Below are 24,907 nucleotides of genomic sequence, written 5' to 3' on the forward strand. Positions count from 1 at the left end.
GAAGGTCACCCCTCCTCGGGGCCCGGCGCGGCGTGCGACCGGTGGAAGGCGTACAACCCCTGTTCCAGAGCGGCGCGCTGGGCCGGGGTCATGCCGGCGAAGACGGCCGCGAGACGGTGGACGCGCCGGTCGGTGACGTCCGCGAGGACGCGCCGTCCGTACGCGGTGACCAGGAGCCGCACCTCACGGCGGTTGTGCGGCTGGACGGTCCGCTCCAGCAGGCCCGCCGCCTCCAGCCGGTCGCAGAGCCGGCTCGCCGTGGGCACGCCGATTCCGAGGTGCTCGGCGAGCGCCGTCAGATTGAGTTCCGGTCTGCGCCGGACCGTCCGGAGCGCGAGCAACTGCCGGGCCGGCAGCCGGGGCGAGACCTCCTCGGCCGCCGCGAACCAGCAGGCCACCAGGGACTCCACCGCGTCGACGACCTGCCGGGCCGCCGCCTCCCGGCGTCCCCGGTCGTCGGAGCCCTCCGCGCACCCCACGTCAACACCCTCCGGCCACCGCAGTTGTCATGTACGTCGGCCTACCCGAAGGTCCGGGGCGTACACGGCCCTTGCGCGGGGTACGACGGGAGCCTCAGGAGAAACGTTCGTCTGCATACCTCGTCCGGCTGGCGGAACCGGTCCGGGCGCGGTGGGATCGATGAGGTGCGAGACGCTCGCGGGAGGGCACGCGCATGACGTCGGGCAGACCGCCTGGAGCCGCAGAAAGGGATGGACACCGTGACACGACCCAGGATCCTGGTGGTGGGCGCGGGCTTCGCCGGAGTGGGATGCGTTCGACGTCTGGAACGCAAGCTCTCCTCGGAGGAAGCCGAGATCACTCTGGTGACGCCGTTCGCCTATCAGCTCTATCTGCCGCTGCTGCCGCAGGTCGCCTCCGGGGTGCTGACGCCCCAGTCGATCGCCCTGTCCCTGCGCCGCAGCAAGAAGTACCGCACCCGGATCATTCCGGGCGGCGCCATCGGCGTGGACCTGAAGTCGAAGGTCTGCGTCATCCGCACCATCACCGACGAGATCGTGAACGAGCCGTACGACTACATCGTGCTGGCTCCCGGCAGCGTGACCCGTACCTTCGACATCCCGGGGCTGACCGAGCACGCCTTCGGGATGAAGACGCTCGCGGAGGCCGCGTACATCCGTGACCACGTCATCTCCCAGCTCGACCTGGCCGACGCCAGTCACGACCCCGCCGAGCGGGCCTCCCGCCTGCAGTTCGTGGTCGTGGGCGGCGGCTACGCGGGCACCGAGACGGCCGCCTGTCTGCAACTGCTCACGCACAACGCGGTCAAGCGCTATCCGCGGCTGGACCCCGGTCTGATCAAGTGGCATCTGATCGACATCGCGCCGAAGCTGATGCCGGAGCTCGGCGACAAGCTGGGCCGCAGCGCGCAGGAGGTGCTGCGCAAACGGGGCATCGACATCTCGCTGGGCGTGTCCATCGCCAAGGCGGGGCCGGACGAGGTCACCTTCACCGACGGGCGGGTGGTGCCCACCCGCACGCTGATCTGGACCGCCGGGGTGGTGGCGAGCCCGCTGATCGCCACGCTCGGCGCCGAGACCGTGCGGGGGCGGCTGGCCGTCACCTCGAACATGGACCTGCCGGGTCAGGACGGGGTGTTCGCACTGGGCGACGCGGCCGCCGTACCGGACGAGGCCAAGGCAGCCAAGGGCGAGGGGGGCGCGGTCTGCCCACCGACCGCGCAGCACGCGATGCGGCAGGGCAAGGCGGTCGCCGACAACGTCATCGCCAAACTGCGCGGGCAGTCGATGCGGCCGTACGTGCACAAGGACCTCGGTCTGGTCGTCGACCTCGGCGGCACCGACGCCGTGTCCAAGCCGCTCGGCATCGAGCTGCGGGGCCTGCCCGCGCAGGTCGTGGCGCGCGGCTACCACTGGTCGGCGCTGCGCACGGGCGTGGCGAAGGCGCGGGTGCTGACGAACTGGACGCTGAACGCCGTAGCGGGCGACGATTTCGTCCGCACCGGCTTCCAGGCGCGCCGGGCCGCCAGGCTGAGGGACTTCGAGTACACCGACAGCTACCTGACGCCCGAGCAGGTGCGGGCACATGTCGAGGGCGGGGGTTCCGAGTCGGGGTGACCGCGGCGGGATCGCGTGCGGCGGCACGGTGGCGGGACCGTGTCGCCGCGTCGGACCCGGGGCTGCTGCGGCTGGCCGCGGGGCTGCGAACGGTGGCCGCCATCTCGCTCACGCTGGCGGTGCTCCCGCCGCTGGGAGCGGACGTCCAGCATCTGGTCGCGGGAGCCATCGCGGCGATGGTGGCCACGTTCGCCATCCGTGAGAAGCAGCGCGGACCGCAGGCGGTCACCCTGGCGCTGGGGCTGCCCGTGGCGCTCGTCTCGGTGTCGCTGGCGGCCGGCCTCAGTTCCCGGCGGGTGGCCGGTGACGTCTTCTTCGTCGTGCTCATCTTCTGCGCGGTGTACGGACGCCGGTTCGGCGACCGGGGCACCGCGCTGGGACTGATGGGCTTCCAGACGTACTTCCTGTCCCTGTTCGTCGGGGTCACGACGGGGACCCTGGCGGGGTTCTGCGGGGTGATCGTCCTCGCCTTCGCATGCAGCGCGCTCGCGCGGTTCGTGCTGGTGCCGCAGACCCCGGCGGGGATTCTGGAGCGGCTGCGGCAGGCCTTCCGCGCCCGGTTTGCGCAGTTGATCGACGCCCAGTCGGAGCTGTTGGACGCCGGGCCGGACGGCGTGGACAGGGCGCTGGAGCATGTGCGGGAGGGCACGGCACGCCTGCACGAGACGGCGATGATGATCCAGGGCCGGCTGGAGGAGGGCACCCCGGACGAGGCGGTGGCCCGGCTGGTGCAGCGCCGGATCGCCGACGCCGAGATCGCCGCCGAGCGGCTGGGCCTGCTGCTGCTCACGGCGCGCAGCGCTGAGCGGGCCGACACGCTGACCCTGCATCTGCCGGGAGCGCCCGTGCCGGAGGGCGGTCATCTGCCGTTCCGGGACGAGGCGCTGGACACCCTGCGCCGCGATCTGAGGGCCCTGCACCTGCTCGTACGGCATCCCGTGGCCGAGGGGACGGGCACGGCGCGGGTGCGCAACCGGCTGCTCGGATACCGGGAGGAGGAGAACCTGCCGCGGGCCTCGCCGGCCGTGCAGGACGTCTTCCGGGGGGTGGGCGAGGCGGCGCGGGCCGTGCTGGGGCTGCGGATCGCGCTCGACGGCCCGCAGGACGAGTCCGACGACAGTCCCGAGACGGTCCGTTCCCGGGAGGAGCTGGACGCGGAGGACGCGGTCATCGGCGCCGACCACGAGGAGTCGGAGACGGGACTGCGGCGGCCGACCACACGGGCCGCCGTGCAGGTCGCCGTCGGCTCGTCGCTGGCCATGGTGGGCGGCGAGTTCCTCTCCTCGAGCCGCTGGTACTGGGCGGTGCTGACCTGCTGGATCGTGTTCCTCAACACGGCCTCCACCGGGGAGATCCTGGTCAAGGGCTACCGGCGGCTGCTGGGGACCGTGCTCGGGGTGGTCGCGGGCATCGTGCTCGCGGGGGCCGTCGGCCATCACACGTGGACGGCGTTCGCGGTGGTGCTGCTGTGCGTGTTCGCGATGTTCTACACCGCGCCGCTGTCGTACACGCTGATGTCGTTCTTCGTCACGGCGGCGCTGGGGGTGCTGTACACGCTGCTGCACACCTACAGCCTGTCGGTGCTGGTGCTGCGGGTGGAGGAGACCGCGCTGGGGGCGGCCTGCGGGGTGGTCGCGGCGGCGCTGGTGCTGCCGGTCCACACGGACCGGCGGACGAACGAGCTGCTGACGACCGTCCTGGACCGGCTGACCGATGTCACCACCGCCGCCGTCGACCAGCTGAGCGGCGGGCCGCCGGCCGATCTGCTGGACCGGGCTCGCGACCTGGACCAGGCGCTGGCCGACCTGCGGGCGGCCACCCAGCCGCTGACGCATCCGGTGACCCCGCTGCGGACCCGGCGGGAGACCGCCCACTATGTGGTCGCGCTCCTGGAGACCTGCGCGTACCACGCGCGGTCGCTGGCGGCGACGGCTGAGCTGCTGCCGTCGCATCCGTCCATCGCGGCGGATCCCCGGCTGCGCGGGGCCGGGCAGCGCATCCTGCACAACATCGGCGCGATCGCCGCCCGGGTCGCGGCGGAGCCCGCCACGGCCGAGGTGCTCACCGGGCCGAGCATCGCCTCGCTGCTGAAGCCCGGCGAATACGGCACACCGCGCTACGGGCGGGTCACCGATCGCGTGCTGCGGCATCTGCAGCGGCTGGACGAGGCGGTGCTGGGTCTGGCGCGGCCCCTGCGGGTGCCGGTCGCCGGGCCGCGGTGACGCTCAGAAGTCGGTGGGCAGGTCGCTCGCCGCGGCGATGCCGCGCAGCTCCTCGGTGTCGTGTTGCCGCTGCTGGATGCAGCCGGCGATCTCGGCGAGGCGACTCGGGTCCTTCGCGGTGGCCGCGTCGGTGACCACCCGGACCGGTCCGGTGCCGTCGACCTGTATCTCGACCAGCTGGTTGTCCAGGCGGCCGGTGACGGCGGTGGCGATGACCAGGGCGGCCTCGTCGCGGATCTCCTGGGGCAGGTCGTCGGTGTCCCCCGGGTCCAGGGCGAAGTCGAGATTCTCGGGGGGTTGTTCGTCCAGGGCGCGCAGCGCGGGGGCGACGACCTTCATCAGAAGCCGGTAGTCCTCGCTGTCCATGCGGACGCGCAGGAGGTCGAGGTACATGTCCACGGGTCGTCCGTCCGGCGGGAACTCGGGTTCGTTCATATGCTCCGGGTTCCCCCATAGCCGGACGTCAGACCTTGCGCCAGCGGGCCATGGCGAACGAGAACACCCCGAAGAGGACGAGTCCCGCCGCGACGCAGGCCAGCAGCCCCGGTCCGACGGGGGTGTGGGCGAACGAGCGGAGCGTGTCGTCGATGCCCTTGGCGTGCTCGGGGTCGTAATCGACGGCGGCGCGGACGGCGAAGGCGCCCGCGGCTGCGAACACCAGCCCCCGGGCCACGCCGCCGCCCACGCCGGTGACGTCCACCAGGCGCCGGGTGGCCGGGGACAGCTCACCCAGACGAAGTTTGTCGTGGTAGGCCCGGGTGACGGCCCGGCCGCCGATCCACACCCCGGCGACGACGATCCCGGCGCCGGCCGCGCCGACGATCCACTGTCCCGCCGGCACCTCGAGCAGGCGGGCGGTGACGTCCTTGGACTGGCGGTCGCTGGAGCTGCCGCCGGACCCGCCTGCGGCCAGCGTCAGCACGGAGTAGGCGACGAAGGAGTAGAAAACGCACCGGGCCAGCCCCAGCAGCCGCTTCTTCGCGGTACGTCCCTCAGGACCGGCCGCGCCGAAGGCCGCCTCGGAAAGCCGCCACAGGGCCATCCCGGCCAGCCCGATGCCCAGCGCCCACAGCACCACGGCACCGAAGGGCCGCTGCGCGATCTCGCCGAGGGCGCCCTCGCGGTCGGCCTGCTGTCCCTGGTCTCCGAAGGCGATCTGCAGGGCCAGCAGCCCGACGAGCAGATAGATCACACCTCGGGCGACGAACCCGGCCCGCGCCGCCCCCTTCACCACGGACCCGCGCGCGGCCCGCTCCGCCTCGATCCTGCCGTCGCGCGCCAGCGCGCTCGCACTCGTGTTCATGCCGGCCTCCCCTTGTCTCCGTGACTCCGACGTGAACGACGAATGCCCCGAGGACCGCCGTGCACACGCGGTCGGGGCAAGGGAGCGGAGCGGGCCGGCGGGCGCTCAGGCTCGCCCGCGCCGCGCCCCGCGCTCCGCGCGGCCCAAGGCGTGCAGGTGCTCCAGGGCGTCCACGAGCACCGTGCGCTCGTACCAGGCGAGCCAGCGGCCCGCTTCCGCGCCCAGGGCGTCGAGGGTCCTGAGCTGCGATGTACCCAGGGTGTCCAGAGGGCGGTCGGCGTGCGCCGAGACCATGCCGACGCACACGCGGGACGACACGGTCAGGGGCACGCTGTGCACTCCCCTGCTGCCGGCGGCGAGGATGGCCTCCCGCGCCGGCTCGGCGAACACCGGGTCCTCCTCCACGTTCTGCACGGTGACCTGGGCGACGTCACGAGCGGCCTTCGCGCAGGCCGTGCCCTCCTCGCCGACGTGCGCGAAGAAGTCGATGAAGTCCTCCGTCAGCCCGGTGTGCCGCTCGATGCGGAGGCCTCCGGAGACGCGGTCGACCGTCTGCACATTGCCCATGTCGGTGCCGACCACCGTGAGCGTCCGGTCCAGTACGGCGCCCAGCACCGCGCCCCGGCTGCGGCCGCCCGGCGGCTCCTGCGCCATGAATCCGAGCGCGGGCTCGGGGTGGCGCACCCGCCGGGGGAACCACAGGACCGTCCGTTCGTCCGGACGGGGGGTGGTCACCAGGGCCCCGGCGAGCGTGCGCATCTTGACGTTGAACCGCTGCGAGGACCGGCGCATGAGCGTGAACGCGCGGTCCGCGTCGGGAAGGGCGTAGCGCTCCTGGAGCATGCCCTGGGCCTGCGAGATCAGCGGGTGGGCGCGGACCCGGGCACGCAGTGCGCGCACCTCGGCGCGCAGCCGCAGCACCTCCTCGCGCTCCGGGCCCTCGTCCGCCCTTCCTGGTGCGGCCGCGGTCATGGAACCTCCGTCGGGTCGGCGTCGCACAACCACTCACAACGGTTGCTCCGGCACGCCTGCCCCGCCCGTTCACGCGTACACGTGCGGGCCCTCCTCCGGATGCGGACATTCCGCCAGGTCCGAGGTCTCGGTCGCGGCGAGCCAGTCCTTCGCCGTCCTCAGGGCGACTCCCACGTCCCGCGTTCCCGTGGAGACGCACAGCGTGTACGCGACGTCCTGCACGCGCGCCCGCGTCTGCGGGGTGTCTGCGGCCGTCAGCGCCTCGTACTCCTCGACGAGCGCGCGCAGCACGGCGGGATGGGGCATCAGCATAGGTCTGTTCTTCCTCTCCCTGGGCGTGTTCTGGATCCGTATGGGCTGGTTCATGCCTGGTCGTCGGGCCGGCGCCCCATGGCCTCCTGGCGCACCCGCTCGCAGCTGCGGCTGATGAGCCGCGAGACGTGCATCTGCGAGATGCCCAGCTTGTCGGCGATCCGGCTCTGCGTCATGTCCTCGAAGAAGCGCATGTAGAGGATGGCGCGCTCGCGTTCGGGCAGGCTGCGCAGGCCTTCCTTGGCGGACTCGCGGTCGATGACGGTGTCGTACGAGGCGTCGGGGCCGCCGAGGGTGTCGGCGAGACTGTAGCCGTCGTCACCGGCCGGGAGCTCTGCGTCCAGCGACAGGGTGCTGAAGCTCTCCAGGGCCTCGAGGCCGGCGCCGACCTCCTCCTCGGTGAGACCCGTGTGGGCGGCGATGTCGGCTACCGAGGGTTCGGGGGAACCCGGGTTCTGGGTGAGTTCCCGGCGGGCGAGCCGCACCTTGTTGCGCAGCTCCTGGACCCGGCGGGGCACCCGCAGCGCCCACATCCGGTCCCGGAAGTGCCTCTTGATCTCGCCGGTGATGGTGGGCACGGCGTAGCTCTCGAAGGCGCCGCGCTCGGGATCGAAGCGGTCCACGGCCTTCACCAGTCCGAGCGCGGCCACCTGTCGAAGGTCCTCCACGGCCTCGCCGCGGTCGCGGAACCGGCCGGCGATGCGGTGGGCCATGGGCAGCCAGGCCGTGACGATCTCGTCCCGCACGGCGTCCCGCTCGGGCCCTTCTTCCAGGCTGTTCATCCGCACGAAAAGGCGGGTGGTGTCGGGAGCGTCGTCGTGGCTGCGCCGGGTCGGCGCGGCGGAACGGGTGGATGCCGCGGGACGGCTTGTCGACATGTCGATGAGCATGCGGAATCGCTCCTGAACGGTCGTCTCAAGGATGGGACCACGGGAGGGACGCTGTCGTCCGAGGCATGCGGAGCGCCCCGGAGCGGACGTACCACTCCCGACGGCGCGCCTCCGGTCCGAAGCACGAACCTCCGCCTGCCCTGCGCCCGGAGGAACAAACTCCGCCCGGGGGAAAAGCGTTGCGGCGGTTCGGCGGGGTGCGGAGAGGCCTTAGAAAACGGGGACCACGGCGGTGATGCGCTTGCCTCCGGAGGGCAGGTCGGACACCCTCACGTCCCGGGCCAGTCGGCACACGATGGGCCAGCCGCGGCCGCCGGCGCGGTAGCGCCCGTGCTCGTCGAGCGGGTCGGCCGCCACCGGCAACCGGTCACTGCGGTCGCTCACCGAGACCCGTACGGCGTGCCCGTCCACGTCCACGTCGAAGGCGGTGACGCCGCCGCCGTGCAGGATGGCGTTGGTCGTGAGTTCCGAGGCGACGAGCAACGCGTCGGAGAGGGCCTCCTCGTCGTACGGACAGCCGGTGGCCCCGCGCCGTCCGGTCACCGCCCGCCGCACCGCCCCGCGGACGTCGGCGGGCCGGCACGGCCCCGCTCCGGAGCACGGGTCCGGTACGTCCGGTGCGTCCGCGCGGTCGGTCGAGTTGTTGACACGCATCCCTTCGCTCCCCTGGCTGTTCCCGTCGGGTGGTTTGAGGTGTGTCGCCGCCGGGCGAACCAGCGCGGCCGGGCCGGCTCTCCCGCCCGGCGCCCTCCCCGCCGGGCGATACGGCCCTCTTTGTTCGGCTGGCCCCTCGCGCCGACACCAAACCTGCCGGGTGAGGAGTCGTCGAGTCGCCCGGCGGGGGTACCCGTGGTCCATGACGGATGTCGTGGACTCGGACGAACTGCTGCGTCGCATCCAGCGGGCGAGGGCCTGTGCGCGGGAGGAACTGCGGACCTGGCAGACCCGCAGTGGGGACCTGGAGCGTTCCGATCCGGACGCGGCGGGTGAGGCGCGGGTACGGGGTCTGGCCTACGAGGCGGTGCTCAGGATCCTGGACGAGATCGTGACCCCCGGCCGGCACGCCGCCGAGCACTGAGCCGGCCCGGCGGAGTGCGGCGGTCGCGTCGCGGCCCCGGATTGGCGTGGGGCGCCCCGGGCACCCGCTGGTCATGGCAGCCGATCACACCCGAGCACCCGTTCTGGAAGCCCTCGCCGACCACCACCGCAAGGGAAGGCTGGGGTTCAGCCCGCCGGGCCACAAACAGGCGCGTGGCGCCGACCCGGAGGTGCGGGCGGTGCTGGGCGACGCGGTGTTCCTCGGAGACGTGCTGGCCTCGGGCGGACTCGACGACCGGCTCACCCGCGGCCGGGTGCTGGAGCGTGCCGAGGAACTGATGGCCGACGCGGTCCACGCGGAGCACACCTTCTTCACGACGTGCGGGAGTTCCCTGTCGGTCAAGGCCGCGATGCTGGCGGTCGCCGGTCCGCACGAGAAGCTGCTGATCGGGCGGGACGCGCACAAGTCGGTGGTGTCGGGGCTGATCCTGGCCGGCATCGAGCCGGTGTGGGTCGAGCCGCTCTGGGACCCCGTCCGGCGGCTCGCCCACCCGCCCTCCGCCGAGAAGTTCGAGAAGGCCTTCGAGATCCACCCCGACGCCAAGGGCGCTCTGATCACCAGTCCGACGCCGTACGGAGCCACTGCCGACCTGCGGAGCGTCGCCGAGGTCTGCCACCGCCGCTCGGTGCCGCTGATCGTGGACGAGGCCTGGGGCGCGCACCTGCCCTTCCACCCGGAGCTGCCGTCCTGGGCGATGGACGCGGGCGCGGACATCTGTGTGACCAGCATCCACAAGATGGGCAGCGGTCTGGAGCAGGGGTCCGTCTTCCATCTGCAGGGCGATCTCGTCCCTCCGGACCTGCTGCAGATGCGCTCCGATCTGCTGGGCACCACCAGCCCCTCGGTGCTGTTGTACGCGGGGCTCGACGGCTGGCGCCGGCAGATGGCGCTGCACGGCGAGGAGCTGATGGCCGGGGCGCTGGGCCTGGCGGCCGAGGTGCGGGCCGCGATCGAGCAGATCGACGGGATGCACGTCAACGACCGCGACGACTTCTGCGGTCCGGGGCTCGCCGACGACCTCGACCCGCTGCCGGTCGTGATCGACCTGGCCGGGCTGGGGATCAGCGGCTTCCAGGCCGCGGACTGGCTGCGCGCGAACCGAGCCGTCGACATGCACCTCTCCGACCACCGCCGGATCGGCGCCCAGATCACCCACGGCGACGACTCCGGAACGACGGGGGAACTGGTCGCCGCCCTGAAGGAACTCGCGCATGCGGCGCCGGGAATGCGGCCCGGTCCCCGGGTGGAGGTGCCCGAGCCGGCCGAACTGCGCATGGCGCAGGGCCTGTTGCCCCGGGACGCGTTCTTCGGGCCCGCCGAGCAAGTACCGCTGGAGAGGGCCGCCGGACGGGTCGCCGCCGAGATGATCACGCCGTATCCGCCCGGCATCCCGGCCGTCCTGCCCGGGGAGCGGCTCACCGAACCCGTGCTGCGGTATCTGCGCACCGGCCTGGAGGGCGGGATGAACCTGCCCGACGCGACCGATCCGGAACTGCGGACGATCCGGGTCGTCGCGCAGGGCGCCGGGTGACCGTGAAGCACAGGACACCCCGTGAGGCGAAGTGAAACGGGTCACGTGACCGGCTTACGGTTGCGCGGAATCCCCATGAGTGGTTTACCGTTCATCCATACGTGGTCGGCGGAGTCGCAGGACACCCTCCTCCCCCGCACCACCCTTGACGGCCCTGGCTGGCTTCCCCCGTCCAGCCAGGGCTTTTCCCTGCCCTGTCGAGGAAATTCGGGTCCGCCGAGGTGCCCGGCGGGCCGGCAGCGGCTGAAATGGGCTTGGACAAAGCACCGCGACCGATCGCCGGCGAGGAGCCCCGCGCCATGACCAAAGCGACCAAACTGCTGACCGCCCTTCCCCCGCCCCAGCGCCAGCGCCTGATGGAACTCGCCCGGGAGGTCTCCTTCCCGGAGGACGCCCGGATCTTCGAGGCCGACGGCACGGCCGACCGTTTCTGGGTCATCCGCTCCGGCGCGGTCTCCCTCTTCCAGCAGGTGACATCCGTGCAGCGGGTCACCGTCGCCGGCCTCGGCGCCGGGGACCTGCTCGGCTGGTCCTGGCTGTTCCCGCCGTACCGGTGGGACTTCGGCGCCGAGGCCTTCAGCCCGGTACGCGCCTACGAGTTCGAGGCGCAGCCCGTACTGAAGCTCTGCGAGGAGGATCCGGCGCTCGGGATGACGCTGGTACGGATCGTGGCCGAGATCCTCGCCCACCGCCTGGAGATGACCCGCAACAGGCTGATGGAGCAGTACGGGACACAGCGGCGCCGGTCGTTGTGAAGCCATGGGCCCGCCGGTCTCAGATGCGGTAGCGCCGCAGGGCCGGCACGGCGGTCGCGAGGGCCACCATCGCGGTGACGACCAGCAGGCCGCCGCCGGCGACCGCGGCGCGGGGGCCGAAGGCGGCGCCGGCCGTTCCGTGCAGGACGTCGGCGAGGCGGGGGCCGCCCGCGACGACGACCGTGAAGACACCCTGCATACGGCCGCGCATCTCGTCGGTGGCGGCCGACAGGAGGATGGCTCCGCGGAAGACCATCGAGACCATGTCGGCGACGCCGGCGGCGGCCAGGAACACCACCGCGAGCCACAGACTGCCGCTCAGTCCGAACCCGGTGATCGCGGCGCCCCAGGCGACGACCGCGCCGATCACCATCCAGCCGTGCCGGCGCGCACGCGAGAACGTCCCGGAGAACAGTCCGCCCAGCACCGCGCCGATGGGGATCGCCGCGAACAGCAGGCCGAGGGCGAGCCCTTCGCCGTAGGGGGCGTACGTCTCGGCGGCGAGCTGCGGGAAGAGGGCGCGGGGCATGCCGAAGACCATGGCGATGACGTCGGCGAGGAAGGACAGCAGCAGGACCTTGTGCCGGGACATGTACCGGAAGCCCTCCGCGATCTCGCGCACCCCGGCACGCCGGGCGGTGGAGGCCGCCAGCGGCGGCAGGGCGGGGAGGCGGACGACGGCCCACAGCGTCACGCACAGGGCGAGGGCGTCGATGAGGTACAGCTCGGGCAGCCCGATCACCGGGATCAGGGCGCCGGCCAGCAGCGGACCCGCCACCAGGCCGGTCTGCATCACGGTGGAGCCGAGGGCGTTGGCGGCGGCGAGTTCGTCCGCGGGGACCAGACGCGCGATGGAGGCGTTGCGGGCGGGCGCGTTGAGACCGAAGAACGCCTGCTGGGACGCGAGCAGGACCATCAGCACGGCCACCGAGTCCAGGCCCGAGACCGCCTGGAGCCAGAACAGCACCGAGGTGACGGCGATACCGCTGTTGGTGACGATCAGCAGCTTGCGCCGGTCCACGGTGTCGGCGACCGCGCCGCCCCACAGCGCGAACGCCACCATGGGCAGGAGGCCGGCGAGGCTGGCGTAGCCGACCCAGGCGGAGGAGCCGGTGATGTCGTAGATCTGCTTGGGCACGGCGACGGCGGTGAGCTGGCTGCCGACGGCCGTGACGATGGTCGAGGACCACAGCCGCCGGTAGGCGGGGCGGCGCAGGGGGCGGGTGTCCATCGCCCAGCGGCGCCAGCCGCGCCGGTCGGCGGCTTCGGGAGTCGGGCCGTCGTCGGAGGTGACCTCGGGTGCGGTACTGCTCTCGCCGGTGTCCACGCGCTTCCTGGTTGCTAGCTACATCTTTGGGGGCCGGGGGCCACTATCGCAGCACCTCCTGTGGTTTCGCGGCTGTTTTGGACATGCAATCTCACATCGCGGACTCAGGTGCCCATGACCAACAGCACGCCGAGGGTGATCATCGTGGCGGCGACCAGACCGTCCAGGACACGCCACGCGGCGGGCCGCGTGAGGAAACGGCCGAGCAGGCGGGCGCCGAAGCCGAGCGCGGCGAACCAGAACAGGCTGGCGAGGGCGGCGCCGAGGCCGAAGGTCCAGCGCAGCGCGCCGCGGTCGGCGGCGATCGAACCGAGCAGGAAGACCGTGTCGAGGTAGACGTGCGGATTGAGCCAGGTCAGCGCCAGACAGGTGAGCACGGCCCGGCGGCGCGAGCCCGCGGCCTCGCCGTCCGTGCGCAGGGCGTCCGTACCGGGCCGGACCACCCGCCGGGCGGCGAGCAGCCCGTACCCGAGCAGGAACGCGCCGCCGATCCAGCCGACCGCGGTCAGCGCTCCGGGCCAGGCCACCACCAGGGCGCCCACGCCTCCCACGCCCAGGCCGATGAGGACCGCGTCGGAGAGGGCGCAGATGCCGACGACGGCGAGCACGGAGTCACGGCGGATCCCCTGCCGCAGGACGAAGGCGTTCTGGGCGCCGATGGCGACGATGAGCGAGAGACCGGTGCCGAAGCCTGCGGCCGCGGCGGCGAGTGCGGTGGACATGGCCTCCACGCTAGGGAGGCGATCACTGCGCGTACAGCTAAAGGTTCTTACGTATCATTAGCTCTTGTGATGATCGACCTTCCGCTGGATCAGGTGCGCACGCTGCTCGCCGTGGTGGACGAGGGCACGTTCGACGCGGCGGCCGCCGCCCTGCACGTGACTCCGTCAGCGGTGAGTCAGCGCGTCAAGGCGCTGGAGCAGCGCACGGGCCGCGTTCTGCTCCTGCGCACCAAGCCGGTACGGCCGACGGAGTCCGGGGAGATCGTCGTCCGGTTCGCCCGGCAGCTGGCCCGGCTCGAGCGCGACACGCGGTCCGAGCTGGGCATGAGCGGCGCCGGGGAGCCGACACGGGTGACGGTCGCGGTGAACGCGGACTCCCTCGCGACCTGGTTCCTGCCGGCACTGTCCCGCGTGTCGCAGGAACCGCCGCTCTGCTTCGAACTGCACCGGGAGGACGAGACCCGCACGGCGGCACTGCTGCGCGAGGGACTGGTCATGGCCGCTGTCACCTCGTCGCCGGAACCCGTGACCGGGTGTTCCGTGCGGGCCCTGGGCACGATGCGCTACCTGGCCGCCGCGAGTGCGGACTTCGTCGCCCGCCATCTCGACGACGACCCCCTGCACGAGGCCCTGGCCCGGGCACCGGTGATGACCTTCGACCGGAGCGACGACCTTCAGGACGCGTTCGTGCGCGGGCTGCGGCGGGGTGCCGCCGGCGCCAGTCCGGTACGGCACGCCGTACCGACCTCGGAGGGTTTCGTGGACGCGGTCGTGGCCGGGTTCGGCTGGGGCATGGTGCCCGAGGTGCAGGGCGGCGCCCTGCTCGAGGCGGGCCGACTGGTCTCCCTCGCGCCCGACCGCCCGCTGGACGTCCCCCTGTACTGGCAGCAGTGGAAGCTCGACTCGCCCGCGCTGGCGGCGGTGGCCGACGCGGTGGCGGAGGCGGCGGCGCGGACCCTCAGACGCTGAACCGGACCTCCCTTCCGTCCGCCACGGGGGTCCTGGGCCCGTGGGTTCCCGGCCCGCCCCTGCCTCGACCTGCTCACCGCGCCCGGCTCCCCGTGGGGTCTGCCGGAGCAGTGAAATGCCGGTGCGGGGGCTCGCCCGGTCTGGCAGATTGGGGCGACGCACGCGTGGCCGCCGACGGCTGCGCCGACCCGAGGAGTGGGACCGGCATGCCCGAGGGATGGCAGTGGGACAGCACCCTGTTCCGGGGCAGCGCGGCCCACTACGAGCGCGGCCGGCTCCCGTACGCTCCGGGTTTCGCCGACGCCCTGGCCGACGCCCTCGGCCTGGACGGCCGGGGCCGGCTCCTCGACGTCGGCTGCGGACCGGGCATCGTGCTGCTCCCGATGGCGCGGTTCTTCGCCGAGGCGGTCGGCGTCGACCCGGACGAGGACATGCTGGCCGAGGCCGAGCGGCGGGCCCGGCGTCGCGGGGTGGCCAACGCACGGTGGGTGGCCGCCCGCGCCGAGGAGCTGCCGGCCGGGCTGGGCGAGTTCCGGGTCGTGGTGTTCGCCCAGTCCTTCCACTGGACGGACCGCGATCGTGTCGCGGCCACCGTGCTGGAGATGCTGGAGCCGGGAGGCAGGTTCGTCCACATCAGCGACCTCAAGAGCCCGTCTCCGCAGCCGGCGCCGCTCCCCGCGCCCCCGTACGACCGGATCGGCGACCTGGTCCGCCGGTACCTCGGCCCGGTCCGCCGTGCGGGGCGGGGAGTGCTCGTCAACGGCACACCGGGCGGGGAGGAGCTCGTCATCGCTCGCGCCAGCTTCGTGGACTTCGAGCGCCTTGTCGTGCCCGGAGGACAAGTCGTCGACCGCGCCCCGGACGACATCGTCGCGTGGGTCTTCTCCCGGTCCGACTCCGCGCCCCACCTGTTCGGCGACAGGCTGGCGGACTTCGAGCGGGATCTGCGTGCGCTGCTGCGGCAGGCGGGGCCCGAGAGCGGCTTCGCGGAGCGGCTTCCCGCGACCGAGATCAGGATGTGGCGCAAGCCCGAGCGGTGATCCGTCTTTCGTGCCCCGGTCCGTTTCACCCTCGCCCCTGCGGTGACCCGACCATGAGCAAGCATCCGGAAAAGCACATACGACCTCGATCGCAGGTGACTTCGATGGACAACTGGCGACAGCATGCGGCGTGCCGCCACGAGGACCCCGACCTCTTCTTCCCGATCGGCACCTCGGGACCGGCCCTGCTCCAGGCGGAACAGGCGAAGGCCGTCTGCCGACGCTGCCCAGTGCGGGAGCCCTGTCTGGAATGGGCCATGGAGACGGACCAGACCCTCGGGGTGTGGGGCGGCACGAGCGAGGCGGAACGGCGCGCGATCAAGCGGCGTGCCAAGGTACGGCGAGGTTCATGACCGCCGCAGCGGCCCCCAGTGCGCCTCCTGCCGCTCGACCTCGGTGCGCGCCTCCTCGATGACCTCCGGGCCGATCCAGCACCGGGGGCGCACGTCGCCCACGAGGGGCTCGTTGTCGGGCCCCCGGCCGGCCTCCTTCCCGCTCAGGACCCAGGGCCGGACACCCTCGCCCTTGTCGTGCGGCAGATGCGCGTAGTCGTGCAGCCGCCGGGCGACCCATAGGGTGAGCGATCGGTCGCCCCACCACTCGGCGACATCGAGGGGGTTCGCGGACAGACCCGGCAGGGGCACGCCGGTGAGGTCGTCGGTGCTGCTCGTGGCCCTGAGGTCGGCCGCGGGGCCACGCGACCATCGGACGTAGAGACCGCCCCGGTGGCGCTCGACCAGATCGGTGAGCTCGGCCAGGGTGCGGATGACCGGCAGACAGTCCGACGAGTCCATGGTGACCTCCCGTTTCGTCTCCTCCTTCGGTCAGACGATCGGAGTACCCGCCCGTCCGATCCGGAACCCCCGGCTCAGCACTCGGAGGGCGCGGTGGCGGCGGGCAGCCTCAGGGTGAAGACACTGCCCGTCCCGGGTGTGCTCGCGGCCTCGACGGTGCCGCCGTGGGCGGCCGTCAGCTGCCGCACGATCGGCAGACCGAGCCCACTGCCTCCGGTACGGCGGCTGCGGGACTTCTCCGCTCGCCAGAACCGGTCGAACACGTGCGGCAGGTCCTCGGCCGCGATACCGGTGCCGGTGTCCGCGACCGCCAGGACCACGTCCTCGCCGTCGCGCCGGGCGGTCAGCGTGACCGTGCCGTCGGGCGGGGTGTGCCGTACGGCGTTGGTGACGAGGTTGCCGAGAGCCTGGCGCAGACGGACCGGGTCCGCGTCCAGCCAGGGGGTGCCGTCGGTCTCGGTGCGCAGGGCGACTCCGGCGGCCTGGGCGGCGACGCTGTGGGCGGCGGCCACCTGGGCGAGGAGGTCGTCGGCGGGGACGGGTTCGCGGTGCAGCCGCAGGGTGCCGGCGTCGGCGGCGGCGAGATCGCGCAGGTCGTCGATGACCCGCTGGAGGAGCAGTGCCTCCTCGTGGAGGGCGCCGAGCAGCTCGGGATCGGGCTCCACGAGCCCGTCGCGGGTGACCTCCAGCCAGCCGCGGATGTTGGTGAGCGGACTGCGCAGCTCGTGGGCGACGTCGGCGACGAGGGCCTTGCGCTGGACTTCCAGGCGTTCGCGGCGCTCGGCGAGGTCGTTGAAGGCCTCCGCGAGGATGCCGGTCTCGTCGCGGGTGGTGACGGGTACGCGCGCGTGGCTGTCCGGGGGCTGCTGGGCGGCCTCCGTCAGGGCGCGCAACGGCCGTACGAGGCGGGTGGCGACGACGGCTGACACGGCGACGGTGAGGGCGAGCACCGCCCCGGCCGTGCCCACGACCTTCGCCTTGTTGGCCGGGGACATGTTCCAACGGGGTGCCGCGGAGTCGTTCCCGCCGCCGAGGAAGAGTTCGGCGGCGGGGGCGACGTACGGGTCGAGCTGCTCGATGCGGGAGTCGGCGAGGCACTTCTGCAGGGAGCGCAGGGTCTTGTCGCCGACGACCTGGCCGAACTTCGAGGACACGGAGGGGGCCATGCCGGCGCCGCCGGTGACCGGGGCGAGGAGGAGCGGCGGGGAGCGGTCCTCGCCGTCGCCGGGGAGACAGGCCTCGACTCGTGCCTGAAGCGCGTCGAAGGCCTTCTGCTCGGTGGGCATCGGTGCGCCGAGCGCGTCGATCGAGCATTCGTCGGCGGCATAGGGCGGCTTGGCGGAGCCGTCGTCGGCGGTGAGCACCGGCCGGCCGCCGGGGGTGTGGGTGATGGTCATGTCGTAGCCGAGGCGCGCGAAGCAGGTCCGCTGTTTGGTGGCCATGGCATCCAGTTCGGCCCGCTCGCCGGAGGTGAGCCGGTAGGGGCCGACCACGCGCGGGTCGACGCCGCTGAGCTGGGCGCCGCGTTCGGTGTAGGTGTCGGTGCTCAAGGGGTCGACGGTGGCGGCGGCGCGGGGCGGCAGGGAGGCACCACGGGGTGCGGAGTCGGCGATCGGGGTGCGGTCGGCGGTGGTCAGGGCGATCCGCCGGCCGGTCTTCGCGGACAGATCGCGGACGGTGGCCTCGACGCCCGTCCAGTCGGCGTGGGTGGCGGCGTACCCGCTGAGCTCGGCCAGGATGTCCATGTCGTCGGCGAGTGCCTGGCCCTGCTCCTCCCGCAGCGCCCGGGTGGTGGTGGCCACCGCCAGCCAGGCCGTGGCGGCCACGGAGCAGACGGCGATCAGGACGGAGGCGAACAGCAGCCGCACCAGCAGCCGCTTGCGCAGGGGTATGCGCTTCACGGGCGGCCGCCGCTGAGCTTGTAGCCGACGCCGAACACGGTGAGCAGCCGTACGGGTCGGCGCGGGTCGGTCTCGACCTTCCGGCGCAGGTTCATGACGTGCACGTCGATGGCGCGTTCGGTGGAGGACCGGTCGAAGCCGCGGGTGCACTGCAGCAACTGCCTTCGGGAGAAGACCCGTTCGGGTTCTCCGGTGAGGGCGAGCAGGATCTGGAACTCGGCGGGGGTGCACTCCACCGGCACCCCGTCGCAGTGCACCTCGTGCCGTAACGGGTCGACGACGATCCCGGCAGCGCGCAGCACGGGATCCTCACGCCGCTCGGCGGCCCGTCCGCTGCGCCGCAGCACGGTCCGGATCCGGGCCATCAGCTCGCGCGGGCTGTACGGCTTGGTCATGTAGTCGTCGGCGCCCACCTCCAGGCCGAGCAGGACGTCGTCCTCGGCGGCGCGGGCGGTGAGCATCAGTACGGGGATGTCGTCCTCTCGGCGCAGCGCCCGGCAGACCGCGAAGCCGTCCAGGACCGGCAGCATCAGGTCGAGGACGACGAGGTCGGGTCCGAGCCTGCGGGCCGCTTCCACGGCGGCGGGCCCGTCGTGGACGACGGTGGCGGTGTGGCCCTCGGCGAGCAGCGAACGCCGGATCAGCTCGGCCTGCATCGCGTCGTCCTCGGCGACCAGTACATGTGCGCACACGGGGCAACCACCCTTCCTCAGCGGGCCAGAGAGGCATGATCGCCCATGACGACGACCGGGTGCAGGGCGGGGTCGAGCGTGCGCAGGAGTTCCCTCATGTCGTCCTTGGCGATACTCACGCACCCGTGGGTCGGACCGCCGTGATCGACGTGGAACCAGATCCCGCCCCCGCGTTGCGTGCCGAGCGGTCGGGTCCAGTCCAGCGGTGAAGTGCCGGGCTCGCGGTTGTAGTTGATGGCGACAACGTAGTCGAAGGACCCTGCCAGCGGCTCGCCCTCGAATCCGGTTCCCGGCGAGCGGAAGCCGCCGCCCTGGTCGTACGGCAGTTTCGTGCCGGGGTCGGCGAGGAGGCCGCCGGCGTCGGTGAGGCCGAAGACGCCGATGGGTGAGCGCAGGTCGCCGCCCATGTGGTGGTCGCTCCAGCCGTGCAGCGCGTTGTGCGCGGACCAGCGCTCTTTGGTCTGCCAGCCGGCCTCGGTGCGCCGGTAGAGGACGACCGTGGAGAGCGGGGAGTCCTTGCCGCGGCCGGTGACCACGACCACCTGCCGCGCCTTCTCCGGCACCTGGGACCGGGTCCTCGGCCCCAGACCCGGTATGAGCTGCGGCGTGCCCTCGGGGGAGACCGAGGGCACGGCGGTGCTCGGTGCGGCGGAGGTCGTCACCGGGGCCTGGGGGCCGGAGGTGGCCGCCGCGCCGCCGGCGCATCCCGTGAGCAGGAGGGAGGCGGCGAGCAGCGCGGCACGGTGTCGGTGCGTGATCATGAATCGACCTTGGCCGACAGGTGTGTGGAACTCGTCAGATTCCGGGGCCCGTTCGGCCGCTACGGGTGGGTGGGCTTGCCCTGAGCGTACAGCCACGTCTTGAACAACTGACCGAGGTCCTTCCCCGACTTGCGCTCCGCCAGCCGCTCGAACTGGGCCGTCGTGCCGTGGCCGTAGCGGTGCTGAACGGCCCAGGCGCGCAGGACGCGCAGGAAGACGCGGTCGCCGACGGCGGTGCGCAGGGCGTGCAGGGCCATGGCGCCGCGCGCGTAGACGGGGGTGCCGAAGATGTTGGCGCCGCCGCCGGGGTTGCCGGGCGGGAACTTCCACAGGCCGTCGGTGGCGGGACGGGCGTACAGGGCGTCGAAGGTCTTCTGGGCGCTGTCGCCGCCGTGTTGCTCGGCGTAGAGCCACTCGGCGTAGGTGGCGAAGCCCTCGTTGAGCCAGATGTCCTTCCAGGAGGTGAGGGAGACGGAGTCGCCGAACCACTGGTGGGCGCTCTCGTGCACGAGGGTGCTCAGGTCGGGGGCGCTGTCGTACACCGGGCGGGTCTGGGTCTCCAGGGCGTAGCCGACGTTCGGCGCGTGGTCGACGACGGAGCCGGCGGCGCGGTACGGGTAGGGCCCGAACAGCTTGCTCTCCCACTCCAGCACGGACGGCAGCTTCTTCAGCACGGGCGCGGCGGTGGCGGCCTCGCGGGCGTCGACGGCGTCGTAGACCTTGATGCCGTCACGGGTCGTGTACTGCTTGACCTTGAACTTCCCTACGGTCGCGGTCGCGAGGTAGGCGGCCATGGGTTCCTTCTGCCGCCACCGGAAGGTGGTCTTCCCGTTCTGTGTGCGCTGCCCGAGCAGAACGCCGTTGGAGACGGCGGTGCGGCCCTCGGGGACGGTGATGGTGATGTCGTAGGAGGACTTGTCGAGGGGGTGGCTGTTGGCCGGGAACCAGGTCATGGCGCCCTGCGGTTCACCGGCGACGAAGGCCCCGTCGTCGGTGGGGATCCAGCCGTCGAGGGAGCCGTCGGGGTCGGTGACCGGGCCGGGCTTGCCGCTGTAGGTGACGGTGACGTGGAAGGGCCGGCCCTTGCGCAGGGGCCGGGCTGGGGTGACGACGAGTTCCTGCCCGTCGCGCCTGTACCCGGCCTTGACGTGATCGACCGTCAGACCGGTGATCTCCAGGCCCTTGAGGTCGAGGTCGAAGCGGGTCAGCCGCTGGGTGGCGCGGGCGGTGAGGACGGCCTTGCCGGTGAGGTGACGGCTGCTCGGGTCGTAACCGAGCGTCAGACCGTAGTGGGAGACGTGGTATCCCCCGTTTCCGGCGAGCGGGAAGTACGGGTCGCCGACGCCGGAGGCGCCCGCCGTACCGGCCGCGGTGGCGGGTCCGGCCGCCGTGAGCAGGGCCGCCACGGCGATCGGGACGGTGGCGACGACGGCTTCGCGGCTCAGCGGGGCGGGGCGTCTGCGGGGGTGGGTCACGTGCGCTCCTTGGGGGGGTGGCAGATGATCAGACGATCCTCAGAGTAGGCAACGAGCTGCCCGTATTCCCCCTTCGACGGGTCAAGCCGCGCGGCGTCGCGAGGCGGCTCCCGACAGGATCTAGGCTCGGCGGCATGAGTGTCCGCGTGCGCCGTGTCTATGAACCGCCCGAGGCCGAGGACGGCGTGCGTGTCCTCGTCGACCGGCTGTGGCCGCGGGGCCTGGCCAAGGAGGCGGCCCGCGTCGACGAGTGGCCCAAGGCCATGACCCCGTCGACCGAGTTGCGCCGCTGGTACCACGCGGGCGAGGGGTCGTACGAGGAGTTCGCCCGCCGGTACGAGGCGGAGCTGGCCGCCGGGGAGGCGGCCGAACTCCTGGACCACGTGAGGGCGTTGGCCGAAGAGGGACCGGTCACCCTGTTGACGGCCGCGAAGACTTGGGAGGAGAGCCACGCGGCGGTCCTGCTGCGGCTGCTCGGCTAGGGGGTGTTCCGAAAGTCCTGTGCGGTGCCCGCGGTGTCCGGTGCGTGCTCTCGGTGTGCCGGACGGAAGCCCTCGTACTGAACGTACTTGGGCTTTCGGCCGGTGCGGCGAGTGGGGGGCGCCCCCTCTGGGGGAGCGTGCCGGGCGCCGTGGGTGCTGTGCGGGACTTTCGAAACACCCCCTAGTGCCGCCGGCCGTTCAGGCGGTCTGCTCGGCTGCCGCGCGGCCCGCCGCCCGGCCCGAGAAGAGGCAGCCGCCGAGGAAGGTGCCTTCCAGGGCGTTGTAGCCGTGGACGCCGCCGCCGCCGAAGCCGGCCACCTCGCCCGCCGCGTACAGACCCTCGACGGGCCGCCCGTCGAGGCCGAGGGCGCGCGAGTCCAGGTCGGTCTGGATGCCGCCGAGGGTCTTGCGGGTGAGGACGTGCAGCTTGACGGCGATCAGCGGGCCGGCCTGGGGGTCGAGGATGCGGTGCGGCGTCGCGACCCGGCCGAGGCGGTCGCCGATGTAGCGGCGGGCGTTGCGGATGCCCTGCACCTGGGCGTCCTTGCTGTACGGGTTGTCGATCTGCAGGTCGCGGGCCCGGATCTGGCGGCGCAGCACGTCCGCGTCGAGCAACGGCTTGTCGGTCAGGGCGTTCATCTTCTCGACGAGCCGGTCGAGGGTGTCGGCCATGACGAAGTCGGCGCCGTGGTCGAGGAACGCCTGCACGGGGGCGGGGGCGCCCTTGCCGAGGAGCCGGTCACGCAGGACGGCCCGGCGGTCCTTGGCGGTGATGTCGGGGTTCTGCTCGGAGCCGGAGAGGGCGAACTCCTTCTCGACGATCTTCTGGCTGAGGACGAACCAGGAGTGGTCGTATCCGGCGATGTCCTCCGTGGTACGAAGGTACTTGAGCGTGTTGAGGGTGTCGTAGCCCGGCAGGCACGGGTCGGGCAGCCGGCGGCCCAGGGCGTCGAACCACATCGAGGACGGGCCGGGCAGGATGCGGATGCCGTGGCCGGGCCAGATGGAGTCCCAGTTCTGGACGCCCTCGGTGTAGTGCCACATACGGTCGCGGTTGACCAGCCGGACGCCGGCCTCGGCGCTGATGTCGAGCATGCGGCCGTCGACGTAGGCGGGGACGCCGGTGACCATCTCGGCGGGCGGGGTGCCGAGGCGTTCGGGCCAGTAGCGGCGGACGATCTCGTGGTTGGCGCCGATGCCGCCGCTGGTGACGACCACCGCCTGGGCGGTCAGCTCGAAGTCGCCGATCGGGTCGCGGTTGGAGGCGACTCCGCGCGCGGAGTCGTCGGCGGCCAGGACCGTGCCGCGCACTCCGCGGGCGGCGCCGTCCTCGAGGACCAGCTCGTCGACGCGGTGGCGGTGGTGGAAGGTCAGCAGCCCGTCCTTCGCCGCCTGCTTGGCGTACCGGACGAACGGCTCGACGACGCCGGTGCCGGTGCCCCAGGCGACGTGGAAACGGGGGACGGAGTTGCCGTGCCCGTCGGCACGCAGGTCGCCGCGCTCGGCCCAGCCGACGGTGGGCAGCAGGCTGATGCCGTGGCCGGTGAGCCAGGTGCGCTTCTCCCCCGCCGCCCACTCCACATAGGCCCGCGCCCAGCGCACCGCCCAGGAGTCCTCGTCCTCGGTGCGGTCGAACCGCGCGCTGCCCTGCCAGTCGCTCCAGGCGAGGTCGAGGGAGTCCTTGACACCGAGGCGGCGCTGCTCCGGGGAGTCGACGAGGAACAGCCCGCCGAAGGACCAGAACGCCTGTCCGCCGAGGTTGGCGGCGTTCTCCTGGTCGACCAGGGCGACCCGTCTGCCCCTGCTGGTGAGTTCGTGCGCCGCGACGAGGCCCGCGAGGCCCGCTCCGACGACGATGACGTCCGCGTCCATGGCGACCGTTGCCTTTCTCATTCGGAACATTCGGGAGGGGTGCTGCCGTCGGTCAGCAGCGCGGTGAGGAGTTGCTTGAGCCAGGCGCGGGCGCCGTCCACGTCCTTGTCCAGCAGCAGTTGGGTGGTGACCCCGTCGTACGCGGCGACGACCGCATGGGCGGCGGCGTCGGCGTCGCCGAGGACGGCGGGCAGGGCCGTGTGGCCGCGGGCCGGGGCGAGCCGGTCGGCGATCGCGCGGCGCAGCCTGGCCCGGTGTTCGAGGAGGGTCTGCGCCACGGCCGGATCGCGGGCCGCGTGCACCAGGAAGTCCGTCTTCACCAGCAGCCAGTCCAGGTCGAGGAGCAGCACCTCGGTGACGCGGTCCACGGAGGCCGGCACGTCGAGGTCCGGGCCGTCGCCGGCGAGGGCGTCGGCGACCTGCTGGGCGATCAGTTCGGCGCGCTCCCGGTAGAGCGCGAAGAACAGCTCGTCCAGGGTGCCGAAGTTGGAGTAGAAGGCGCCCCGGCTGTAGCCGGCGGCCTCGCAGACCTCCTCGATGGAGACCCGCCCGAAACCTTTGGCGGCGAACACGGCGAAGGCGGCGTCGAGCAGGTTGGCCCGCGTCCGCACCCGGCGCCTGGTGACCCGCACGGCCGCACGCCCGTTCTGCTCCGTCGCCATGACCAAACCTCCGTTCGATACGCGAATGTATCCAATACATCGGTGTATCGAAAGGGCTCGGACACCCTCAGTCCGAATCGGTCACCTGAGACGCGCCCCGGTCGGCGGCCATGGCCGTCGCCGGGTCAGGGCCGCACGCTGTCGCGGCCGTGGTCGGCGGCGTACGCGGCGAACACGTCCGTCGGCGGACCGCCCGTATGGAGGAAGCGCTGGTCGAGGATGGCGGCGAGGTCCTTCAACGCGCCGGCCAGCAGCGCACCGGCCAGTCGCACCTCCGGCCGTCCCGCCGCCTGCCCGCGCTGGGCCAGCACGACGGCGTAACCGACCATGGCCGCGAACGAGGCGTGGTCCTCCCCGTCGTGGAAGTAGTACGCCTCGGCGTACTGGGTGAAGTCGATGCGGACCCGTGCGACCTCGGTGGCGAGGCTCTCCAGCAGCAGCGCTCCGGCGGTGCAGTCGATCTGTCGCCCCGTCGGTTCCGCGTCGCGCAACAGGGCCAGCCGGATGGCCAGGACCCTCCTGCGGGTCAGCGCCGGATAGACCTCCAGCACCCAGGAGACGGTGGCCGTCAGGAGGGCGAAGCCGACGAGGGCTTCGAGCGGCGAGACCAGGCGGAGCCAGCCGTCGTCGGGGGCGATGTCACCGAGCCCGAGGGTGGCCACCGTGACGAGCGACAGGTACACGGAGTCGAGCAGCGCCGGCTCCTGTGCCGCCTTGGAACCGGCGGAGAAGGTGAACGCCCCGGGCATGTGGGGCCAGTAGACGATCGCCCAGCCCAGGACGACGGTGGCGGCCCACATGCCCACCACCGTGACCATGGCGAGCGGCCCGACGAGCCCGACCACGCGCCCGGGCGCACGGAACCGCCGGGCGAGCCGCCAGAGCGCCGTCATCACGAGGCGGCTCAGCCCGCCGTGGCGTGTGGGGTGCCAGAGGGTGTGGAACAGGTCCCGCAGGGTGATCATGACGAGCCCCGCGCCGACCAGCGAGACCAACCACTTCATCCGTGTCTCCCCACGGCCCTGTCCGA

26 protein-coding genes are annotated in these 24,907 nt (G+C 72.5%); 9 read left to right on the forward strand and 17 right to left on the reverse strand.

The features are described 5' to 3' along the window. Positions 1-5: 5 nt before the first annotated feature. Positions 6-479 (reverse strand): MarR family winged helix-turn-helix transcriptional regulator, encoded by a 474-nt coding sequence (locus ACIBVL_RS05340; RefSeq protein ID WP_399092143.1) that lies wholly within the window; start codon positions 477-479, stop codon positions 6-8. Between the two features lie 231 nt (positions 480-710). Between ACIBVL_RS05340 and ACIBVL_RS05345 the strand changes: the two genes are divergently transcribed. Together ACIBVL_RS05345 and ACIBVL_RS05350 are read left to right on the forward strand one after the other, a co-directional pair. Then, a complete protein-coding gene (locus ACIBVL_RS05345; protein WP_399092146.1) occupies positions 711-2,096 on the forward strand; it encodes an NAD(P)/FAD-dependent oxidoreductase in 1,386 nt (461 codons plus the stop codon). Beyond that, on the forward strand, positions 2,093-4,318 hold the full coding sequence (locus ACIBVL_RS05350) for an FUSC family protein (RefSeq protein ID WP_399092149.1): 2,226 nt from the start codon (positions 2,093-2,095) through the stop codon (positions 4,316-4,318). Before ACIBVL_RS05345 ends, ACIBVL_RS05350 begins: the two co-directional genes overlap by 4 nt. A 3-nt stretch (positions 4,319-4,321) precedes the next feature. Here the strand turns inward: ACIBVL_RS05350 and ACIBVL_RS05355 are convergent, their stop codons facing one another. The 6 genes from ACIBVL_RS05355 to ACIBVL_RS05380 form a co-directional block, all read right to left on the reverse strand. Further along, on the reverse strand, positions 4,322-4,753 hold the full coding sequence (locus tag ACIBVL_RS05355; protein ID WP_399092152.1) for a hypothetical protein: 432 nt from the start codon (positions 4,751-4,753) through the stop codon (positions 4,322-4,324). Between the two features lie 28 nt (positions 4,754-4,781). After that, the gene (locus ACIBVL_RS05360) at positions 4,782-5,621 is read right to left on the reverse strand and encodes a DUF1206 domain-containing protein (RefSeq protein ID WP_399092154.1); all 840 of its coding nucleotides are present in this window, start codon (positions 5,619-5,621) and stop codon (positions 4,782-4,784) included. Positions 5,622-5,726: 105 nt separating this feature from the next. Continuing rightward, positions 5,727-6,593, reverse strand: coding sequence for an ANTAR domain-containing protein (locus ACIBVL_RS05365; protein WP_399092157.1), 867 nt, complete (start codon positions 6,591-6,593; stop codon positions 5,727-5,729). Positions 6,594-6,662: 69 nt separating this feature from the next. Further along, positions 6,663-6,905: a DUF5133 domain-containing protein gene (locus ACIBVL_RS05370; RefSeq protein WP_399092160.1), complete on the reverse strand. Its 243-nt coding sequence runs from the start codon at positions 6,903-6,905 to the stop codon at positions 6,663-6,665. Positions 6,906-6,955: 50 nt separating this feature from the next. Further along, entirely contained in the window at positions 6,956-7,795 is an 840-nt protein-coding gene (locus ACIBVL_RS05375; protein WP_399092163.1) for a SigB/SigF/SigG family RNA polymerase sigma factor, read from the reverse strand. A 210-nt stretch (positions 7,796-8,005) separates the two neighbouring features. Next, the gene (locus tag ACIBVL_RS05380) at positions 8,006-8,449 is read right to left on the reverse strand and encodes an ATP-binding protein (RefSeq protein ID WP_399092166.1); all 444 of its coding nucleotides are present in this window, start codon (positions 8,447-8,449) and stop codon (positions 8,006-8,008) included. A gap of 202 nt (positions 8,450-8,651) precedes the next feature. On the opposite strand from ACIBVL_RS05380, the gene ACIBVL_RS05385 reads away from it, so the two are divergent. From ACIBVL_RS05385 to ACIBVL_RS05395, 3 genes are all read left to right on the forward strand, one after another. Further along, on the forward strand, positions 8,652-8,873 hold the full coding sequence (locus tag ACIBVL_RS05385; protein ID WP_399092169.1) for a hypothetical protein: 222 nt from the start codon (positions 8,652-8,654) through the stop codon (positions 8,871-8,873). Between the two features lie 73 nt (positions 8,874-8,946). After that, positions 8,947-10,425 carry an aminotransferase class I/II-fold pyridoxal phosphate-dependent enzyme gene (locus ACIBVL_RS05390; protein ID WP_399092172.1) on the forward strand — a complete coding sequence of 493 codons (1,479 nt, stop codon included), beginning with the start codon at positions 8,947-8,949 and terminating at the stop codon, positions 10,423-10,425. Between the two features lie 299 nt (positions 10,426-10,724). Beyond that, a complete protein-coding gene (locus tag ACIBVL_RS05395; protein WP_399092175.1) occupies positions 10,725-11,180 on the forward strand; it encodes a Crp/Fnr family transcriptional regulator in 456 nt (151 codons plus the stop codon). 19 nt (positions 11,181-11,199) lie between these two features. Here ACIBVL_RS05395 and ACIBVL_RS05400 read toward each other — a convergent pair whose 3' ends face one another. Both ACIBVL_RS05400 and ACIBVL_RS05405 read right to left on the reverse strand, forming a co-directional pair. After that, positions 11,200-12,507, reverse strand: a complete 1,308-nt coding sequence (locus ACIBVL_RS05400) for an MFS transporter (protein ID WP_399092178.1) — start codon at positions 12,505-12,507, stop codon at positions 11,200-11,202. A gap of 104 nt (positions 12,508-12,611) precedes the next feature. Then, positions 12,612-13,229: a LysE/ArgO family amino acid transporter gene (locus ACIBVL_RS05405; protein ID WP_399092180.1), complete on the reverse strand. Its 618-nt coding sequence runs from the start codon at positions 13,227-13,229 to the stop codon at positions 12,612-12,614. A 69-nt stretch (positions 13,230-13,298) separates the two neighbouring features. Between ACIBVL_RS05405 and ACIBVL_RS05410 the strand changes: the two genes are divergently transcribed. From ACIBVL_RS05410 to ACIBVL_RS05420, 3 genes are all read left to right on the forward strand, one after another. Further along, complete coding sequence (locus tag ACIBVL_RS05410; protein WP_399092183.1) at positions 13,299-14,198, forward strand: LysR family transcriptional regulator ArgP; 900 nt, start codon at positions 13,299-13,301, stop codon at positions 14,196-14,198. Positions 14,199-14,404: 206 nt separating this feature from the next. Continuing rightward, a complete protein-coding gene (locus ACIBVL_RS05415) occupies positions 14,405-15,238 on the forward strand; it encodes a class I SAM-dependent methyltransferase (protein ID WP_399092186.1) in 834 nt (277 codons plus the stop codon). Positions 15,239-15,342: 104 nt separating this feature from the next. Further along, entirely contained in the window at positions 15,343-15,591 is a 249-nt protein-coding gene (locus ACIBVL_RS05420) for a WhiB family transcriptional regulator (protein ID WP_399092189.1), read from the forward strand. On the opposite strand, the gene ACIBVL_RS05425 is transcribed toward ACIBVL_RS05420, so the two are convergent. The 5 genes from ACIBVL_RS05425 to ACIBVL_RS05445 form a co-directional block, all read right to left on the reverse strand. Further along, positions 15,586-16,032, reverse strand: coding sequence for a DUF6098 family protein (locus tag ACIBVL_RS05425; RefSeq protein ID WP_399092192.1), 447 nt, complete (start codon positions 16,030-16,032; stop codon positions 15,586-15,588). The genes ACIBVL_RS05420 and ACIBVL_RS05425 overlap by 6 nt on opposite strands. A 74-nt stretch (positions 16,033-16,106) precedes the next feature. Further along, positions 16,107-17,933, reverse strand: coding sequence for a sensor histidine kinase (locus ACIBVL_RS05430; protein WP_399092195.1), 1,827 nt, complete (start codon positions 17,931-17,933; stop codon positions 16,107-16,109). After that, a complete protein-coding gene (locus ACIBVL_RS05435) occupies positions 17,930-18,625 on the reverse strand; it encodes a response regulator (RefSeq protein ID WP_399092198.1) in 696 nt (231 codons plus the stop codon). The genes ACIBVL_RS05430 and ACIBVL_RS05435 overlap by 4 nt, the downstream gene beginning before the upstream one ends. 17 nt (positions 18,626-18,642) lie before the next feature. Continuing rightward, positions 18,643-19,386 carry a L,D-transpeptidase family protein gene (locus ACIBVL_RS05440; protein ID WP_399092201.1) on the reverse strand — a complete coding sequence of 248 codons (744 nt, stop codon included), beginning with the start codon at positions 19,384-19,386 and terminating at the stop codon, positions 18,643-18,645. 59 nt (positions 19,387-19,445) lie between these two features. Next, positions 19,446-20,861: a M1 family metallopeptidase gene (locus tag ACIBVL_RS05445; protein WP_399092205.1), complete on the reverse strand. Its 1,416-nt coding sequence runs from the start codon at positions 20,859-20,861 to the stop codon at positions 19,446-19,448. Positions 20,862-20,995: 134 nt separating this feature from the next. Here ACIBVL_RS05445 and ACIBVL_RS05450 point away from each other — a divergent pair, with 134 nt between their 5' ends. Continuing rightward, positions 20,996-21,343 (forward strand): DUF488 domain-containing protein, encoded by a 348-nt coding sequence (locus tag ACIBVL_RS05450; protein WP_399092208.1) that lies wholly within the window; start codon positions 20,996-20,998, stop codon positions 21,341-21,343. Positions 21,344-21,541: 198 nt separating this feature from the next. Here ACIBVL_RS05450 and ACIBVL_RS05455 read toward each other — a convergent pair whose 3' ends face one another. The 3 genes from ACIBVL_RS05455 to ACIBVL_RS05465 form a co-directional block, all read right to left on the reverse strand. Beyond that, positions 21,542-23,215, reverse strand: coding sequence for an FAD-binding dehydrogenase (locus ACIBVL_RS05455; RefSeq protein WP_399094752.1), 1,674 nt, complete (start codon positions 23,213-23,215; stop codon positions 21,542-21,544). A gap of 17 nt (positions 23,216-23,232) precedes the next feature. Then, positions 23,233-23,877, reverse strand: a complete 645-nt coding sequence (locus tag ACIBVL_RS05460) for a TetR/AcrR family transcriptional regulator (RefSeq protein ID WP_399092211.1) — start codon at positions 23,875-23,877, stop codon at positions 23,233-23,235. 125 nt (positions 23,878-24,002) lie between these two features. Then, positions 24,003-24,881, reverse strand: coding sequence for a potassium channel family protein (locus ACIBVL_RS05465; protein WP_399092214.1), 879 nt, complete (start codon positions 24,879-24,881; stop codon positions 24,003-24,005). Between the last annotated feature and the right edge of the window lie 26 nt (positions 24,882-24,907).

This window comes from Streptomyces sp. NPDC049687, assembly GCF_044465285.1.
Taxonomy (GTDB): Bacteria; Actinomycetota; Actinomycetes; order Streptomycetales; family Streptomycetaceae; genus Streptomyces.